The sequence below is a fragment of the Streptomyces sp. 11-1-2 genome (assembly GCF_003595545.1).
Lineage (GTDB): Bacteria > Actinomycetota > Actinomycetes > Streptomycetales > Streptomycetaceae > Streptomyces > Streptomyces hygroscopicus_B.
On sequence record NZ_CP022545.1, the window covers coordinates 4,510,147 to 4,525,452 of the forward strand.

Genomic DNA, 15,306 nt, shown 5'->3' on the forward strand with positions numbered 1-15,306 from the left:
AGGCAGGTTCCGGAACGGGTCCTCGGATCCTCGGCGCACGCCTCACCCTTCAGCGTTCGCTCAATCCTTTCGGGAGTCGTTCCGTATGCAGCACGACCGCGCCAAGAAGCCCAACCGCCGTCTGCGCCCCTGGATCGTGGGGTCGGCCGCCGGAGTCGCCCTGATCGTGGGCGGAGGCATCGCCGCCCAGGCGGCCACCGGCGACCACTCCGGCCCGGCCAAGCCGGCCCCGTCGGCGACCTCGAAGCCGGCGCCCACCAAGCCGCCGACCAGCAAGCCCGAGCCGACCAAGCCGCCCACCAGCGTCCCCGAGCCCACCAAGCCCGCCCCCACGAAGCCGCCGACCAGCAAGCCCGCGCCCACGAAGCCGCCCACCAGCGTGCCCGAGCCGACCAAGCCCGCCCCCACCGAGCCGCCCACCAGCGTGCCGGAGCCCACCAAGCCCGCCCCCACCGAGCCGCCCACCAGCGTGCCCGAGCCGACCAAGCCCGCCCCCACCAAGGCCGGTCGCTAGCCGCAACCACGGATGGGGCGAGGCCGGTTCCGGAGCCGGCCCCGCCCCACCGATGAGGTGAACGAGGACGATGCAGCTCACTCTTGTCCTGCCCTGGTGGACCCGGCTGCTCCGCCGCGCCCGGACGACCGCCTCGACGCCGCCGGTGGAGACGGCGCGCGGCGGGCGGCGACTGCGGGCGCTGAGGCCGGTGGGCGGCCGGGGCGACGGGGAGCCCGGCCTCACGCTGGCCGATCTGTACCAGGCCCGGCGGCTGGACATGATCCGGCTGGCGGTCTTCCTGGTGGACGACCTGCACACCGCCGAGGACGTCGTCCAGGACGCCTTCGCGGCCGTCTGCCGCCGGCACGGCTCGCGGCTGGACAGCCTCCAGGACGCGCACGCCTATCTGCACACCGCCGTGGTCAACGCCGCCCGCTCGGTGCTGCGCCGACGGCGTACGGCGCGCGCCTACACCCCGCCGTACCAGGGGCCGGGGGCGCCCGTGGACGAGCCGCTGCTGCTCGCCGAGGAACACCGGCAGGTCCTCGACGCGCTGGCCGAACTCACCGCGCGCCAGCGCGAGGTGCTGGTGCTGCGCTACTGGTCGGAGCTGACCGAGGCCCAGATAGCCGAAACGCTGGGCGTCTCCCGAGGCACCGTGAAGTCGACCGCGAGCCGTGCGCTCGTCACTCTGGAAAAGCTGCTGGAGGCGGCCCGATGAGCACTCCCCCACCCGTCGAGGACCGGTTGCGCGCCGCGCTCGACGCCCGTGCGCGGCTCATCGACGCCCACGAGCTGTCCCCGTACCGGCCGCCCACCGGCCCGGCCTGGGGCACCCGGCGGATCCGGCGGGTCGTATCCGCCGTCGCCGTGGCGGCGGCAGCGGCGGCGGCCGTCGCCTTCCTGCTGCTGTCCGGCTCCCCGGAGAACAACCGCCCGGCCCCGCCCGCCCGCGACCCCCGCACCTCCCCTCCGACCACCTCGGCCCCCTCGTCCAGTACGGGGACTCCGACCCGGCCCTCCCCCACCTCTCCGCCCGCCGCCCCGACCTCGACCTCCGTCCCCACCCAGCCCTGACGCGGTCGCCTCGCACGCCCCCGCCACTGGCCCCGGGACCATCCCTCCGACGCCCCTGCCCCCCGAGCACCCCAGCGCCCCGAGGGCCCTACTGCGAACCGGTTGAGCCCGGCTTCCTTGGCGTGCTCGGTCATGACGGCCTGCTGGAGCGTGATGAGTCTGTCGGGTCCACGCGCTGGATGATCAGCCGCGCTCTCGGTCAGTCCCGGGTAGCACCCTCCGGCCAGATCACCCGAGACGGGACACCGGTGCGCTCGGCGTAGGCCACGACATCGGCCGTGCCGCCGTACCCGCGGGCCGGCTGCCCGTCCCAAACAGCAACCAGCTCGTCCACCAAGCCCACCAGAATCTCGCTTCCGGCCATGTGCGCCCGGGAATCTGACTCCACCATGCCCGCGCGGTGGATGTCGGCGGCTTGTTGGATGAGACGGTCATAGGTCTGGTGATGCTCCGCCGGCAGGCCCTCGCGGTACTTCTCCGCAGGGACCACCACTTCAAGACGCCCACCAGCCCCCAGCACCAGCTCAGCGAACCAGGCGTCCGGGCCGTCGGCGATACACGAGACCCCGATCAGGTCAGGACCGTAGCGCGTAAGTTCCTCTTGAAGGGCCCGGCGGACCAATCGCTCCGTCTCTGGGGGAAGACCGCGGTGGCCGGTGATGCCGAGGCGCATGGGCCGCTCCTTTCGTGATCACAGGTAGATGCCGTGCAGTCGGTCGTCGAACTCACGGGCCACCCTGGGTGGAGTCGCCGAAGTGTAGGACCGTCGGAGCGCACGGGCGCGCTCGATGATCCGGCCTGACCGATACCGTGCCCCCGTCTCGAGTGCCCGCCCGGCCAGCGCGAACGCACCATCTAGTCGACCCGTCCCCAGTTGCGCGGCGGCCAGGTCGAGCATGAGCAGCGCACGCTGCTTCTCGTGGCTTGATGTAAGGGCCGCTGCGGCTGCGTCCTGGGAGGCGGCCACCCATCCAGGGAGGCCGAGCCGTGCGCCGCAGGTGAGCCGGGTCGCAGCGACCTTGGTGTGGGTGAAGGTGAACACCCATGGCCACGGTGGCGGCTGTTCGTCCTGAACGGCGTCGGTGCTGCGGGCGGCCTGGTCGAGCGCGCTTCCCGCGGCGGGACGATTCCCCGCGGCCGCGTGTGCGAGCGCCTCGATCGTGCCGAGCCACGCGGTGGCGATGGCCGGTGCTGCGTCGCCCAGCTGACGATGGGCTTTGCGGACGAGGGCGAGACCCTGGGGGGCGTTCCCGGCGTCTGCCTCGAACCCGGCCAGGCTGCCGAGTTGGTAGGCGAGGAGCAGCCGGTCGCCTGAGGTACGCGCGGCTTTGATGGCCGCGCCGTACCAGGTGCGGGCCAATCCGATGTCGTTCATGTCCCAGGCCAGCCAACCGGCGAGGGAGGCGGCTTCACTGCCCACTGCGGCCAAGCGGGCTCGCTGCTCGGTCGTTTCGGCGTCACTGGTGATGGCTTGGGTGAGCCGCAGGTGGGCCAGGACTGGCTCGGAGAGCTGCCGGGAAGGATCAAGGCGCACAGCGAGGCCGCTCGCACGGATTGGCGGTCCGACTACGACGCGCTTGAGTACGAGCTGATCGAGACGCCAGCCGATGTCGTCAACGGAGTGCGCGGGTACCTGGCTCGACTGGCCCTCACCTACGCTGCCACGGACTTCATCGTGCAGCCGAACGGTCAGTGGACGTTCCTGGAGGCAAACCCCTCGGGCCAGTGGGCATGGCTCAACAGTGCGGAAATCCCCCTAGCCGCTTCGATCGCTCAAACCCTGGAGAACTGGTGTCGCCGGTGAACTGGAAACCGCTCGCTGAGAATCTGGCAAGCATCCTGGAGGGCTCGGACGACCTGGTCTCCCCTCACTGGAAGCAGGCGTTCGAAGAGGTGCCCCGGCACATCTTCGTCCCGCGCTATTTCCAGAATCAGGGCGGCACGCCAACTCGATGGAAGCCGCTCGACGCCGCGGACGGTGGAGACTGGTTCAACCCCATCTACACCAACGCCACACTCGTCACCCGTCTCGACCCGGAGACGGCGAAGTCCGCGGATGGGCTGTTCACCGGCGTCCCCACGTCGTCCAGCACACAGCCGAGCCTCACGGCCCGGATGCTGGAGGCCCTTGACGTACAGCCTGGAGACCGGGTCCTCGACGGGGGCACTGGCACCGGCTACCAAACCGCCCTCATCGCTCACCGCCTGGAGAGCGCTGACCAGCTCGTAACGGCGGACATCGATCCGGACCTGACATCCGAAGCCCTGCTCAATCTGGAGGGCATCGGCATCACACCGAACATCCTCACCGTGGACGTGAGGGACTGGGCTTGGCCGCCGGAGTCGTTCGACAAGGTGATCATTACGTGTGCCCTCCCGAGGATCACCGAGACATTGAGGTCCGCGGTCGCTCCCGGGGGACGACTCGTCGCGAACCTCTTCCCGCCGCTGAGCGGGGGTCTGGCCGTCCTCGACCGCATGCCGGACGGGAGCCTGGAGGGACGGTTCCAAGCAGGCGGCGGGTCCTTTATGGCGGCGCGCACGGCGGTGCCGGCCCCTCCCCTACCGCTTGCATCGGGACCGGTGGACACACACGGGGAATCCCGCGTACCGGTCACGGCCTTCGACAGCTACCACTTCACCTTCCTGCTGGCGTCCACGCTGCCCGGGGTAGTGCTCCAGTACGGCACTGACGACGAGGAGCGCACCATGCGCCGTCTGGTGATGCCTGACGGGGCGTGGGCTGAGGCCATCTTCGCGGGCGAACAGACACAGTTCCGCGAGACGGGCGAGCGCAGCATCTGGGACACCGTCGAGAGCTGGTGGGGGTGGTTCACTGCTCACGACATGCCGAAATGGGACCACTTCGGTCTGACGGTCTCGGGCGAAGAGCATCGCCTCTGGTACGAAACGCCCCGGGGCCCCTCATGGCGGCTAACTGTTTGAGTGAGGCGCGTAGCCAGAGCACGAAAGGGCCTCCTCCCGGCGGGAGGGGGCCCGGTGTTCCCGGCCGTCGGCTACACCGCCGCCTCGCGGCGTCGGACATGGTTCAGCGGGTCTCAGGACTCCCCGCGCCGGGGTGCGTTCGGCTGCCTGGACGCACGCCTGCCCAACACACCCCGAAGCAGTCGCTACAGCACCAGCGCCCGGTAGCGGTCGGCGACCTCCGCCAGGACCTCCGCGCCGTCGCGGGCCCACAGGTCCGGGTTGAAGATCTCCACCTCGATCGGGCCGGTGTAGCCCGTGGCGTCGACCTGTTCGCGGAACCAGCGGAAGTCGACCGAGCCGTCGCCGAGTTGGCCCCGGCCCAGGAGGACGCCCTCCGGGAGGGGCGTGATCCAGTCGGCGAGCTGGAAGGCGGCGATACGGCCGCCCGCGCCCGCGCGGGCGATCTGGGCGGCCACGGTGTCGTCCCACCACAGGTGGTAGGTGTCCACGATCACGCCCACCTGGTCAGCCGGGAAGCGCTCGGCCAGGTCGAGGGCCTGGGCGAGGGTGGAGACCACACAGCGGTCGGAGGCGTACATGGGGTGCAGGGGCTCGATGGCCAGGCGGACGCCGTGGTCCGCGGCGTACGGGGCCAGCTCCCCCAGTGCGTCGGCGATGCGCTCGCGGGCGGCGAAGAGGTCGCGGCTGCCGGGCGGGAGGCCGCCGGAGACCAGGACAAGGGTGTCGGTGCCCAGGATCGCGGCCTCGTCGATGGCCTTACGGTTGTCGGCAAGGGCCGCGGCCCGTGCCTCGGGCTCGATCGCGGTGAAGAAGCCGCCCCGGCACAGGCTGGTGACGGTCAGGCCCGCGCCCCGCACCAGCTCGGCGGCGGCTTCCACGCCGTACTTCTGGACCGGCTCGCGCCACAGGCCGACGCCGGTGACGCCCGCCTTGACGCAGCCCTCCGCCAGCTCGGGCAGCGACCACTGCTTGATCGTTTCCTGGTTGAGGCTCAGCCGGGACACGGCGCTCATCGATCGACTCCGTACACGGACAGCAGGTCTTTCATCCGGGATTCCGCCAGCGCCGGGTCCGGGAACAGGCCAAGACCGTCCGCCAGTTCGTACGCCCGCGCCAGATGCGGCAGCGAACGGGCCGACTGGAGGCCGCCGACCATCGTGAAGTGCGACTGGTGGCCCGCCAGCCAGGCCAGCAGCACCACGCCCGTCTTGTAGTAGCGGGTCGGGGTCTGGAAGAGATGGCGGGAGAGTTCCACCGTCGGGTCCAGCAGGGCCCGGAAGGCGGTGGCGTCGCCGGTGTCCAGCCTGCGCACGGCCTCGGCCGCCAGCGGGCCCAGCGGGTCGAAGATGCCGAGCAGGGCGTGGCTGAAGCCCCGGTCGTCGCCCTCGATCAGCTCGGGGTAGTGGAAGTCGTCGCCCGTGTAGCAGCGCACTCCGTCCGGCAGTTTGCGCCGCAGGTCGATCTCGCGCCGGGCGTCCAGCAGGGAGACCTTGATGCCGTCGACCTTGTCGGGGTGGGCGGCGATGACGTCGAGGAAGGTGCGGGTGGCGGCGTCCAGGTCGGTGCTGCCCCAGTAGCCCTCCAGGGCCGGGTCGAACATCGGGCCCAGCCAGTGCAGGATCACCGGCTCGGCGGACTGGCGCAGCAGATGGCCGTAGACCTCGAGATAGTCCTCGGGGCCCTTGGCCACGGCGCACAGGGCGCGCGAGGCCATCAGGATGGCCTGGGCGCCGGACTCCTCGCAGACGGCGAGCTGTTCCTCGTAGGCGGCCCGGACCTCGGCCACGCTGTGGGGGTAGCCGATCTCGGTGGCGGAGAGCTGGTCGGTGCCGACGCCGCAGGCGATCCGGCCGCCGACCGCCTTCGCCTCGGCCGCCGAGCGGCGGATCAGCTCGGCGGCGCCCGCCCAGTCCAGGCCCATGCCGCGCTGGGCGGTGTCCATGGCCTCGGCCACGCCCAGCCCGTGCGACCACAGGTGGCGGCGGAAGGCCAGGGTGGCGTCCCAGTCGACGGCGGCCGGGCTGTCGGGGGTCACATCGGCGTACGGGGCGGCCACCACATGGGCGGCCGAGAAGACGACGCGGGAGGTGAAGGAGGCCCCGGGGGTCAGCGACAGCGGCTCGGTGCGGGGTTCGTAGGGGCGGGTCGTACCGCCCGGCGCGGGGAGGTGGACGGTCACAGGCTCAGCTCCGGTACGTCCAGCCGGCGGCCCTCGGCCGACGACTTCAGGCCCAGCTCGGCGAGCTGGACGCCGCGCGCGCCGGCCAGCAGGTCCCAGCGCCAGGGCTCGTCGAGCGCGACATGGCGCAGGAAGAGCTCCCACTGCGCCTTGAAGCCGTTGTCGAACTCCTCGTTGTCCGGCACCTCCTGCCACTGCTCGCGGAAGGACTCGGTGGCGGGCAGGTCGGGGTTCCAGACCGGCTTGGGGGTGGCCGAGCGGTGCTGGGCGCGGCAGTTGCGCAGGCCCGCGACGGCCGAGCCCTCGGTGCCGTCGACCTGGAACTCGACCAGCTCGTCGCGGTTCACCCGGACCGCCCAGGAGGAGTTGATCTGGGCGATGGCGCCGCCCTCGAGCTGGAACACGCCGTAGGCCGCGTCGTCGGCGGTGGCCTCGTACGGCTTGCCCTGTTCGTCCCAGCGGGTCGGGATGTGGGTGGTGGCCTGCGCCTGGACGGTGCGCACGGCGCCGAACAGCTCGTGCAGCACGTACTCCCAGTGCGGGAACATGTCGACGACGATGCCGCCGCCGTCCTCGGCCCGGTAGTTCCAGGAGGGCCGCTGGGCGCTCTGCCAGTCGCCCTCGAAGACCCAGTAGCCGAACTCCCCGCGCACGGAGAGGATGCTGCCGAAGAAGCCGCTGTCGATGAGGCGCTTGAGCTTCAGCAGCCCCGGCAGGAAGATCTTGTCCTGGACGACCCCGTGCTTGACGCCCGCCGCCTCGGCGAGCCGGGCCAGCTCCAGGGCGCCCGCCAGACCGGTGGCGGTGGGCTTCTCGGTGTAAATGTGCTTGCCTGCCGCGACGGCCTTCTTGATGGCCTCCTCGCGGGCGGCGGTGACCTGGGCGTCGAAGTAGATGTCGACGCGGTCGTCCGCGAGTACGGCGTCCAGGTCGGTCGAGACATCCGCGACCGGGTCGAGGCCATGGCGCTCGGCCATCTCCTTGAGCACGTGCTCCCGGCGGCCGACGAGCAGCGGCTCGGGCCACAGCACGGTGCCGTCGCCGAGGTCCATGCCGCCCTGTTCGCGAATGGCGAGGAGAGAGCGGACGAGGTGCTGGCGGTAGCCCATCCGGCCGGTCACACCGTTCATGGCGATCCGCACTGTCTTGCGTGTCACGTGGGTTCTTCTCCTCACCGCGAGTAACAGTAAGCGCTTTCTAAGCATTAACGCTAACCGCCCCGCCCCGCCCCTGTACAGAGCGAACACAGGGGCGAACGCGGGACAGTCAGCGCTTCAGCGCAGCGTCAGCCGATAGCGCAGGGGCGAACGCCCGGTGATCAGGACCCGCCGGCCCGCCGGGGTCAGATCGCCGCCCATCCAGCTATAGCGCTCGCCGGAGTCCACGACGGCGGGCTGGCGCGGGCCGCTGCCGTTGCCGGGCCCGAAGGTGATCACGTCGTCGCCCGCCGTATACGTCCCGTACCCCTTGACGAGCTGATACGTGTCCTTCTGGCCGGGCACGGGGTCGACCCCGGTCAGCTTTCCGCCGCCGCGGAAGCACAGTTCGAGGGCGAGCGGGACCTCGGACTCGCCGATCCGGAGGTCCAGGTTCCAGCCGCCGTCGGCCGCCGCGATCCGTATCTCGGTGCGCAGGGTGCGCCACTCCTTGGGGCGGTGCGGAAAGTCCATCGCGGACCAGAACCGGCCGTCGTCCGTCAGCGGATACCGCCCGTCGGGGCGGCGGTGCTGGGGCGGCAGCGGCAGATGGAATCCGGCCCGCACCTCGGCCCACAGCCGCCAGCCGTCCGCCGTGGCCTCCACGTCCTCGGCCCGGAAGTGGCCGAGCGAGAAGAACTGCGGGGACAGCCGGAGCGAGTCCAGGATGGCCGCGCCCTTGCGCCATTTGAAGAACGTCGGGTTGGTGGACAGGCCCGAGGAGATCGCGTGCACGTCGGGGAAGTCGGTGCCGCCGAAGACGGTGGTCCGTGTGTCCCCCTTCGCGATCCGTACCAGCCCGCAGTCCCGGTCGTGGAAGGTGAACTCCTCCGGCGCCCCGGTGGCCTTGGGCAGCGGCGCGGCCAGCTCCGGATGGTCCAGCACCTCGGCCAGGAAGTCCCCGAGCGGGGTCTCGTCGAAGGTCTGGTCCGCCCCGCGCCGCTGGATGGTGGCGGCGACGGCCGCGAACCGCCCGTCCCGCTCCCGCAGCGCCAGCGCCCGGAACTGCAGCCAGTACTCGGACAGATGCTTGAGGGACTTCTGGTCCTGGCGGCGCGAATGCACCGTCTCCACCTCGCCATTGGGCTCCAGGAGATGAAGGGTGGCGTCCAGGTTGCGGCGCACGTGGTCGTAGAACCGCGGACGCTCGGTGAGCCGGGCGAGGGTCAGCAGCGAGGGGTTGGTGACGATGGGCGCGTAGGTGGCGCTGCGCTCGCTGTACTGGCCGCTGTCGTACTGGTCGATGCCCTCGGCCAGCCAGGCGTCGATACGGCGGGTGTAGCGGGCGTCGGGCCAGAAGGAGTTGATCCGGGCCAGCGCGGCGCACACCTTCCAGCGGTGGTTGGGGGTGTGCACTCCGCCGGTGGACAGACCCTTGCCCGCCTTGAGCAGGATCGTCTTCAAGGTGGCGCGGATCGCGCGGGTGCCGCTGTGGCCGTCCGCGTCCAGCAGGCCGTACACCAGGCCCAGATCGACGATCGAGAAGGCGGTGTCCGGGGGCGAGTGGACCGCGCCCTGGTCGTAGAGGCCGTCGTCGAACTGGGCGGCGGCCAGGGCGTCCACGAGCCGGGTCATCGGCGCGATCAGCGCGCCGTCGTGGTGGTGGGCGGCGTCGCCCCACACGTGGACGGAGGTGAGCAGCCGCAGGCTGCGGGCGGCGGGGCGGGCCTGGCCGAGGTTGTTCAACTGGTCGAGGGCCGCGTCGAGCCCGTCCACGACCTCGGCCACCCGGGCGTCGGCCGCCTCGGTGAGCAGGGCCAGGAACGGCTTGTCTACCCGGCCCGCGGCCGAGGCCGCACCCGGGGCGCCGACGGCCAGCAGTCCGCCCGCGACGGCGGTCCCGGCGAGGAAGTGACGGCGGGGCAGGGGTGTCATTGGTGGTGCTCCGTGGCTCTCATAGGTGGTGCTCCGTGGCTCTGGCGGCGATCGCGAGGGGGCCGGGGACGAGGAAGAGCAGCGGCGGATAGGCCCAGGCGCAGACGGCGGCGGTGGCGACGGCCAGCAGCAGCACGCCGCTCGCGCGAGGCTTGCGCACGCTGTCGTACGCCGCCGAGCGCAGCGCGGTACGCCAGCTCGTCGCCGACTCGGGGCGGGCGCAGGCCCGCAGACAGACGACGGCGAGCAGTCCGGCCACGGCGAGCAGCGCGGGCCGGAAGACCACCGCGCCCGGCAGCCCCGCGCCCGCCGCGAGCGCGTTGAACAGCAGCAGGACGCCGCCGGCCAGCGCCCCCGCCCCGGCCAGCAGATCGCCGGTGCGCAGCCGTTGCCGCAGCGCGCGGAGGTAGCCGCCCGCCGTGGTGGGCGCGTCCTGGCGCACCCGCCGGTCCAGGACGGCGCAGGCCGTGGACATGGCGGCCGGGGCGGTGATCAGCGGCAGCGAGGCGGCGGCCGTGGCCAGGCCCACCGCCAGGACGTCGGCGAAGAGCGCGAAGCGCGGGCCGAACAGCTCGCCGGGTTCACGTTTGGTGGCGGTGTCCATGGCCGGTCACCCCTTCAGTCCGGAGCTGGCCATGCCCTCGACCAGGAACCGCTGGAACGCGAGGAAGAAGAGCACGATGGGCAGCAGCGCGAACACCGACATCGCGAACATCGGGCCGAAGGCCGACTGGCTGGAGGCGTCCACGAAGGACCGCAGGGCCAGGGTCAGGGTGAACTTCTCCGGCTCGAAGAGGTAGATGAGCTGGGTGAAGAAGTCGTTCCAGGTCCAGATGAAGGTGAAGATCGCGGTGGTGATCAGCGCGGGCCGGGTCAGCGGCAGGATGACGCTGAAGAACGAGCGGAAGGGCCCGCAGCCGTCGATCCGCGCCGCCTCCTCCAGCTCACGCGGCAGTCCGCGCATGAACTGCACGATGAGGAAGACGAAGAAGGCGTCGGTGGCCAGGAACTTCGGCAGGATCATCGGCCAGTAGGTGTTCACCATGCCGAGCTGGTTGAAGATGATGTACTGCGGAATGAGGATGGCGTGGTGCGGCAGCATGATCGTCGCGATCATGAACGCGAAGAGCGGACCGCGCATCTTGAACCGCAGCCGCGCGAAGGCGTACGCGGCGAGCGAGCAGCTGATGACGTTGCCGAGCACCGCACCGCACGCGATGAGCAGCGAGTTCCACAGCAGCCGTCCGACGCTGACCTCGTTCACCCCGTCCAGGGCGGTGGAGTAGTTGCTCCATTCGAAGTGGCTGGGCAGCAGCTTGAGGCTGGCGACGACCTCGTCGGCGGGCTTGAACGAGGTCGCCAGCAGCCAGGCCAGCGGATAGAGCATCACCAGCAGCACGGCGATCAGGCAGGCGTGCAGCACGATCCGGCCGACGGGCCGCCGCCGCGCCGCCGGAGTGGCCGGGGCGGTGGAGATCGGGGCGGTGGTCATCGGCCCCCCTCGTTGTTGTCGTTGGCGTAGAAGACCCAGGCCCGGGAGGTCCGGAAGAGGACCGCGGTGACGGCCCCGATGGCCAGCAGCAGCGCCCAGGCCATGGCGGAGGCGTAGCCCATATGGGAGGCGGTGAAGCCGCGGTCGTAGAGGTAGAGCGTGTAGACGAGCGTGGAGTCGGCGGGTCCGCCCTTGCCCGCGCTGACCGCGAAGGCGGGGGTGAAGACCTGGAACGCCTGGATCATCTGGAGCACCAGGTTGAAGAAGAGCACCGGGGAGAGCATCGGGATGGTGATGGAGCGGAACTGCCGCCACCAGGAGGCCCCGTCGACCGCGGCGGCCTCGTACAGCTCGACGGGTATCTGCTGGAGCCCGGCCAGGAAGATCACCATGGGGGCGCCGAACTGCCAGATGGTCAGCAGCGCGACCGACAGGATGGCCCAGCCCGGCCTGTTGATCCAGCCGCCGATGTCGATGCCCATACCGGAGAGCAGGTTGTCCACCGAGCCGCCGTCGTTGAAGATCGCCCGCCAGACCAGGGCGATGGACATCGACGCGCCGAGCAGCGAGGGCGCGTAGAACGCCGAGCGGTAGAAGCCCTTGCCGCGCTTGACCGACTTCAGCGCGATGGCGACGGCGAGCGCCATGGCGAGCTGCAGCGGCACCGCGATCACGACATACGTCAGGGTCGTGATGACCGACCGCCAGTAGCGGGGGTCCTCGGTGAACATCTGTGTGTAGTTGCGGAAGCCGATCCACTGGGGCGCGTCGAACATGTCGTAGTCGGTGAACGACAGATACAGGGACACGGCCATGGGCAGCAGCGTCAGCACGGCGGCGCCGAGCACCCATGGGGACAGGAACACCCAGGCGGCCCCCTGCCGCTCGCGCTTCGGCGCCCGCTTGCCGCCGGTGGCGGGTGGCGCGGCGTCCTGGGGGCGGGTCGCGGTCGCGGTCATTGCCTCAGCTCCGCCTTCGCCTCGGTGATGTAGTTCTCCGCCGCCTCGCGCGGCGACATGCGCTCGTAGCTGACCTGGTCGTAGTCGCGCGAGAAGGTGGACTGCAGGGAGGCGTCGCCCTTGGGCGGCGCGGGCGGCGGGTCCTTGAGCTTGCCCTCGAACTGCTTCTGATAGGTGGAGATGACCTGGTCGAAGCCCTCCAGCTTCGGCAGCACGTCCTGCCGGATGGCGTCGTTGGCCGGGATGCCGCGGGTGGCGCCGAGGATGGCGCCCGCCTTCTTGTCGTTGAGCAGGAAGTCGATGAACTGGGCCGCCTGCTTGGGGTGTGCGGTCTTGGCCGAGGCGCCGAAGAACATCGACGGTTTGAAGTACTGCCCGGGGGTGCCGTCCTCGCCGACCGGGAACGGTGCCAGCTTCAGCCCCTCGCCGACGATGGCCGCGTAGCCGCTGGTGGGCGCGTCCCAGTTGAAGTCGGAGACGGACTTGAGCCGGCCCAGCGGAGTGTTCTCCACCGTCCCGTCCATCTGGGTGGTCTGCTCGGCGGGCACGACCGCGCCCTCCTTGCGGAGCTTGGTGCACCACTCCCAGTACCGGGTCAGATCGTCGGCGGTGAAGCCGAGCTTCTCGTCCTTGGTGTAGAGGGCCTTGCCCTGGCCGCGCAGCCAGATCTCGAAGACGTCCTCGCTCTGGCCCGGGTCGGTGGAGCCCACCCGCCCCTGCATCGCCTTGGACGCCGAGAGTTTGCGCATGGCGTCGGCCCAGTCGTCCCAGGTCCAGGTCAGGGTGGGTTCGGGGACGCCCGCCTTGCGCCACAGCGCGGCGTCGTACGCCACCGTCTCGGTGCCGCGGGCCACCGGCAGCGCGTACTGCTCGCCGTCCACCACTCCGGTGGCCAGCAGCCCCTTGTCGATCTCCGACGTGCGCAGCTCGGGATGTTTCCCGAGGTCCAGCAGGATGCCGGAGGTGGCGTACTGGTTGATCTGCCGGTAGTCGAGCTGCATCACATCGGGGGCGTCGCCGCCCGCCGCCTGCGTGGCCAGCTTCGCCTTGTAGGTGTCGAAGCCCGCGAAGGACGTGCTGATGTCGATGTCGGGGTGGCGCTTCTCGAAGAGCTTGACGGCCTCGTCGGTGCGGGCGGCCCGGTCGGGGTTGCCCCACCAGGTGAACCGCAGGCTGACCTTGCCGCCCGAGCCGCCGCCGCCATCGCCGCCGCAGCCCGTGAGGGTCCCTCCGAGCGTGAGCACGAGAGCCAGGGCGCAGGACGCCTTTGTCCTGTTTCTGCGCATACCGGAGCCGACCTCCCTCCTGAATTGTCCGTTGAGCGTATGAGCGTGCGTGGTGGTGTTCTACGGCGACTATTCGCCGTAGTACGGGAGCGTGACACCGGGCAGTTCGTACTCGTCCCGGCGGCCGCACATGCCGTAGCCGCCCCGGCGGCTGGGCCCGGTCGCGGTGACCCGCGCCTGCGCCAGATGCGCGGGGTCGCCCGCGGCGAGCGCGGTGAGCTGCTCACCGGTGCGCCGCGCGGCGGCCAGCGCCCCGTCCCGCCAGCGCGGCTCCCACTCCTTCACCTTGGGCGCGACGATCCGCACCGCCGCCTCGTGGAAGGCGCGCAGCGGCCCCTCGTCGCCCTTCTCGGCGGCGGCCCGCAGCGTCAGATAGCCCTCGATCGCCAGGTCCCGGCGGCGCCGGGCCGCCGCATCGGCCTCCGGGCCCTCCTTGGCGGGCAGCGCGGCGGCCGCCGCGTACCGCTCGGGGTCGGCCAGCACCTCGGGCGGGAAGGTGAAGACGGCGTCCCCGGCCTCCGGCAGCCCGCTGTTCTGCATCAGCACGGTCACCTTGAGACCGCCGCCCTGCACCATCCGGTGCACCGTGCCGGGGGTGAACCACACCACCGCGCCCGGCTCCAGCGGGGTCTCGGTGAAGCCGTCCCCGACGGTCAGGGTCTGCACGGCGCCGCGTCCCGCGGTGACCACATATGCCTCGGTGCAGGCCAGATGGAGATGGGGGCTGCCGCCGCACACCCCGTCGGCGGCCTCCCACTCGTACGCGCTGATGTGGGACATCCCCACACCACCCGGCAGCGGGGCGAACATCTCGGACGACGCGGCCATGCGGCTCACCACCCGTGGTTCTTGAGGTAGCCCTCGGCGCGGGCCCGGTCCCAGGCGCCGTCCGCGACCACCACCCGATAGCGGTAGCCGAAGGACTCCCCCGGCGGAAGCTCGAACTCCTCGAAGAACGCCCAGGAGGGGGCGACCGAGGGGATCGGCTCGGAGCGCACGAACCAGTGGGAGGCGTGGATGGATGCGGTGTTGTCGAGGTTTTCCGGCGCGTGGGCGAACAGCAGCGTGGAGTGCCCGTCCACGCCGTCGTGCTCACCGGTGAACGCGACCCAGGGGGCCTCGGCGGCCGGGGTGCCCATCAGGTCGGAGGCGCCCTTCTCGCCCTCGCCGCCGCGCCCGTCCGGGCCGATCACGTCGCCGCCGGTGAAGTCGCGCGGGCCGCGCCAGTTGAGCCCGGTGTACCCGGCCATCTCCCGGCCGGCGGTGGTCGGGGAGCCGAAGTGCAGGGCCTCGCCGCGGATGTTGGTGAGACGGATGGACCAGTCCAGGGCCCAGGTGCCCTCCTCCGGTTCCACCGAGTGGAGTTCGATGGTGCGCACCTCACGCGCCCACTCCTGGCCACCGTTCTCGACCCACGTGAGGGTCTCCACGAAGCGCAGCCGGTCATCCGCGACCGCGAACTCCTCGAAGCCGTCGTGGCGCATCGAGCCGACGCGCTCCTCGACGTGCTGATAGCCCTGCTCGGGGCCGAGGTAGGAGTTGCCGCCCCAGAAGTTCTGGCCGGACAGATGGCTGGAGGTCATCTGCAGGCCCTTGTGCCAGCGGTGGTCGCTGGGCCGGTAGCCGGAGACCGGGTTCCCGGCGAGGGTGCGCAGCGGGTGCGCGTAGGGCTTACGGGCCTCGAAGGCTTCCGGGTCGGGCCGGTAGACGTAGGCCATCAGCTCGACGCCGCCGGAGGCGACCGAGATCTGTTCGCCGTGGGTGTGGGTGACGGTGATGCGCTGGGTCATGGCGGCC

Annotated in this window: 17 protein-coding genes; 5 read left to right on the forward strand and 12 right to left on the reverse strand. The window is 71.1% G+C overall.

The features are described from left to right. The first annotated feature begins 85 nt into the window (after positions 1 to 85). From CGL27_RS18640 to CGL27_RS18650, 3 genes are all read left to right on the forward strand, one after another. Positions 86 to 514, forward strand: coding sequence for a hypothetical protein (locus CGL27_RS18640; RefSeq protein ID WP_119988620.1), 429 nt, complete (start codon positions 86 to 88; stop codon positions 512 to 514). 70 nt (positions 515 to 584) lie between these two features. Further along, entirely contained in the window at positions 585 to 1,217 is a 633-nt protein-coding gene (locus CGL27_RS18645; protein WP_119988623.1) for a SigE family RNA polymerase sigma factor, read from the forward strand. Continuing rightward, positions 1,214 to 1,573 carry a hypothetical protein gene (locus tag CGL27_RS18650; protein ID WP_119988626.1) on the forward strand — a complete coding sequence of 120 codons (360 nt, stop codon included), beginning with the start codon at positions 1,214 to 1,216 and terminating at the stop codon, positions 1,571 to 1,573. Before CGL27_RS18645 ends, CGL27_RS18650 begins: the two co-directional genes overlap by 4 nt. A gap of 199 nt (positions 1,574 to 1,772) precedes the next feature. Here CGL27_RS18650 and CGL27_RS18655 read toward each other — a convergent pair whose 3' ends face one another. Together CGL27_RS18655 and CGL27_RS18660 are read right to left on the reverse strand one after the other, a co-directional pair. Then, on the reverse strand, positions 1,773 to 2,246 hold the full coding sequence (locus CGL27_RS18655; RefSeq protein ID WP_119988629.1) for a hypothetical protein: 474 nt from the start codon (positions 2,244 to 2,246) through the stop codon (positions 1,773 to 1,775). A gap of 18 nt (positions 2,247 to 2,264) precedes the next feature. Then, a complete protein-coding gene (locus CGL27_RS18660; protein WP_240450552.1) occupies positions 2,265 to 2,993 on the reverse strand; it encodes a DNA-binding protein in 729 nt (242 codons plus the stop codon). Between the two features lie 51 nt (positions 2,994 to 3,044). Here CGL27_RS18660 and CGL27_RS50110 point away from each other — a divergent pair, with 51 nt between their 5' ends. Continuing rightward, positions 3,045 to 3,377, forward strand: coding sequence for a hypothetical protein (locus CGL27_RS50110; RefSeq protein WP_162953021.1), 333 nt, complete (start codon positions 3,045 to 3,047; stop codon positions 3,375 to 3,377). Beyond that, positions 3,374 to 4,519 (forward strand): methyltransferase domain-containing protein, encoded by a 1,146-nt coding sequence (locus CGL27_RS18665; RefSeq protein ID WP_162953022.1) that lies wholly within the window; start codon positions 3,374 to 3,376, stop codon positions 4,517 to 4,519. Before CGL27_RS50110 ends, CGL27_RS18665 begins: the two co-directional genes overlap by 4 nt. Positions 4,520 to 4,704: 185 nt before the next feature. Here CGL27_RS18665 and CGL27_RS18670 read toward each other — a convergent pair whose 3' ends face one another. From CGL27_RS18670 to CGL27_RS18715, 10 genes are all read right to left on the reverse strand, one after another. Continuing rightward, positions 4,705 to 5,535: a sugar phosphate isomerase/epimerase family protein gene (locus tag CGL27_RS18670; protein WP_119988635.1), complete on the reverse strand. Its 831-nt coding sequence runs from the start codon at positions 5,533 to 5,535 to the stop codon at positions 4,705 to 4,707. After that, positions 5,532 to 6,701, reverse strand: coding sequence for a dihydrodipicolinate synthase family protein (locus tag CGL27_RS18675; protein ID WP_119988638.1), 1,170 nt, complete (start codon positions 6,699 to 6,701; stop codon positions 5,532 to 5,534). The genes CGL27_RS18670 and CGL27_RS18675 overlap by 4 nt, the downstream gene beginning before the upstream one ends. After that, complete coding sequence (locus CGL27_RS18680) at positions 6,698 to 7,858, reverse strand: Gfo/Idh/MocA family oxidoreductase (RefSeq protein WP_078641536.1); 1,161 nt, start codon at positions 7,856 to 7,858, stop codon at positions 6,698 to 6,700. Before CGL27_RS18680 ends, CGL27_RS18675 begins: the two co-directional genes overlap by 4 nt. Before the next feature lie 117 nt (positions 7,859 to 7,975). After that, positions 7,976 to 9,772 (reverse strand): hypothetical protein, encoded by a 1,797-nt coding sequence (locus tag CGL27_RS18685; RefSeq protein WP_119988641.1) that lies wholly within the window; start codon positions 9,770 to 9,772, stop codon positions 7,976 to 7,978. 19 nt (positions 9,773 to 9,791) lie between these two features. Beyond that, positions 9,792 to 10,376: a hypothetical protein gene (locus tag CGL27_RS18690; protein ID WP_119988644.1), complete on the reverse strand. Its 585-nt coding sequence runs from the start codon at positions 10,374 to 10,376 to the stop codon at positions 9,792 to 9,794. A 6-nt stretch (positions 10,377 to 10,382) separates the two neighbouring features. After that, positions 10,383 to 11,264, reverse strand: a complete 882-nt coding sequence (locus CGL27_RS18695) for a carbohydrate ABC transporter permease (protein WP_078641539.1) — start codon at positions 11,262 to 11,264, stop codon at positions 10,383 to 10,385. Then, positions 11,261 to 12,223 (reverse strand): sugar ABC transporter permease, encoded by a 963-nt coding sequence (locus CGL27_RS18700; protein ID WP_078641540.1) that lies wholly within the window; start codon positions 12,221 to 12,223, stop codon positions 11,261 to 11,263. Before CGL27_RS18700 ends, CGL27_RS18695 begins: the two co-directional genes overlap by 4 nt. Then, on the reverse strand, positions 12,220 to 13,509 hold the full coding sequence (locus tag CGL27_RS18705) for an ABC transporter substrate-binding protein (protein ID WP_119988647.1): 1,290 nt from the start codon (positions 13,507 to 13,509) through the stop codon (positions 12,220 to 12,222). The genes CGL27_RS18700 and CGL27_RS18705 overlap by 4 nt, the downstream gene beginning before the upstream one ends. A 69-nt stretch (positions 13,510 to 13,578) precedes the next feature. After that, the gene (locus tag CGL27_RS18710; protein WP_119994449.1) at positions 13,579 to 14,337 is read right to left on the reverse strand and encodes a cupin; all 759 of its coding nucleotides are present in this window, start codon (positions 14,335 to 14,337) and stop codon (positions 13,579 to 13,581) included. Positions 14,338 to 14,342: 5 nt separating this feature from the next. Further along, positions 14,343 to 15,299, reverse strand: a complete 957-nt coding sequence (locus CGL27_RS18715; RefSeq protein WP_119988649.1) for a PmoA family protein — start codon at positions 15,297 to 15,299, stop codon at positions 14,343 to 14,345. Positions 15,300 to 15,306 lie beyond the last annotated feature (7 nt).

What these genes read in the sequence shown, in the direction of transcription:
- CGL27_RS18670 (WP_119988635.1), bottom strand. Translation starts at nt 5,535, where the DNA reads ATGAGCGCCGTGTCCCGGCTGAGCCTCAACCAGGAAACGATCAAGCAG.
- CGL27_RS18700 (WP_078641540.1), bottom strand. Translation starts at nt 12,223, where the DNA reads ATGACCGCGACCGCGACCCGCCCCCAGGACGCCGCGCCACCCGCCACC.
- CGL27_RS18685 (WP_119988641.1), bottom strand. Translation starts at nt 9,772, where the DNA reads ATGACACCCCTGCCCCGCCGTCACTTCCTCGCCGGGACCGCCGTCGCG.
- CGL27_RS18640 (WP_119988620.1), top strand. Translation starts at nt 86, where the DNA reads ATGCAGCACGACCGCGCCAAGAAGCCCAACCGCCGTCTGCGCCCCTGG.
- CGL27_RS18645 (WP_119988623.1), top strand. Translation starts at nt 585, where the DNA reads ATGCAGCTCACTCTTGTCCTGCCCTGGTGGACCCGGCTGCTCCGCCGC.
- CGL27_RS18695 (WP_078641539.1), bottom strand. Translation starts at nt 11,264, where the DNA reads ATGACCACCGCCCCGATCTCCACCGCCCCGGCCACTCCGGCGGCGCGG.
- CGL27_RS18655 (WP_119988629.1), bottom strand. Translation starts at nt 2,246, where the DNA reads ATGCGCCTCGGCATCACCGGCCACCGCGGTCTTCCCCCAGAGACGGAG.
- CGL27_RS18650 (WP_119988626.1), top strand. Translation starts at nt 1,214, where the DNA reads ATGAGCACTCCCCCACCCGTCGAGGACCGGTTGCGCGCCGCGCTCGAC.
- CGL27_RS18710 (WP_119994449.1), bottom strand. Translation starts at nt 14,337, where the DNA reads ATGGCCGCGTCGTCCGAGATGTTCGCCCCGCTGCCGGGTGGTGTGGGG.
- CGL27_RS18705 (WP_119988647.1), bottom strand. Translation starts at nt 13,509, where the DNA reads ATGCGCAGAAACAGGACAAAGGCGTCCTGCGCCCTGGCTCTCGTGCTC.
- CGL27_RS18715 (WP_119988649.1), bottom strand. Translation starts at nt 15,299, where the DNA reads ATGACCCAGCGCATCACCGTCACCCACACCCACGGCGAACAGATCTCG.
- CGL27_RS18690 (WP_119988644.1), bottom strand. Translation starts at nt 10,376, where the DNA reads ATGGACACCGCCACCAAACGTGAACCCGGCGAGCTGTTCGGCCCGCGC.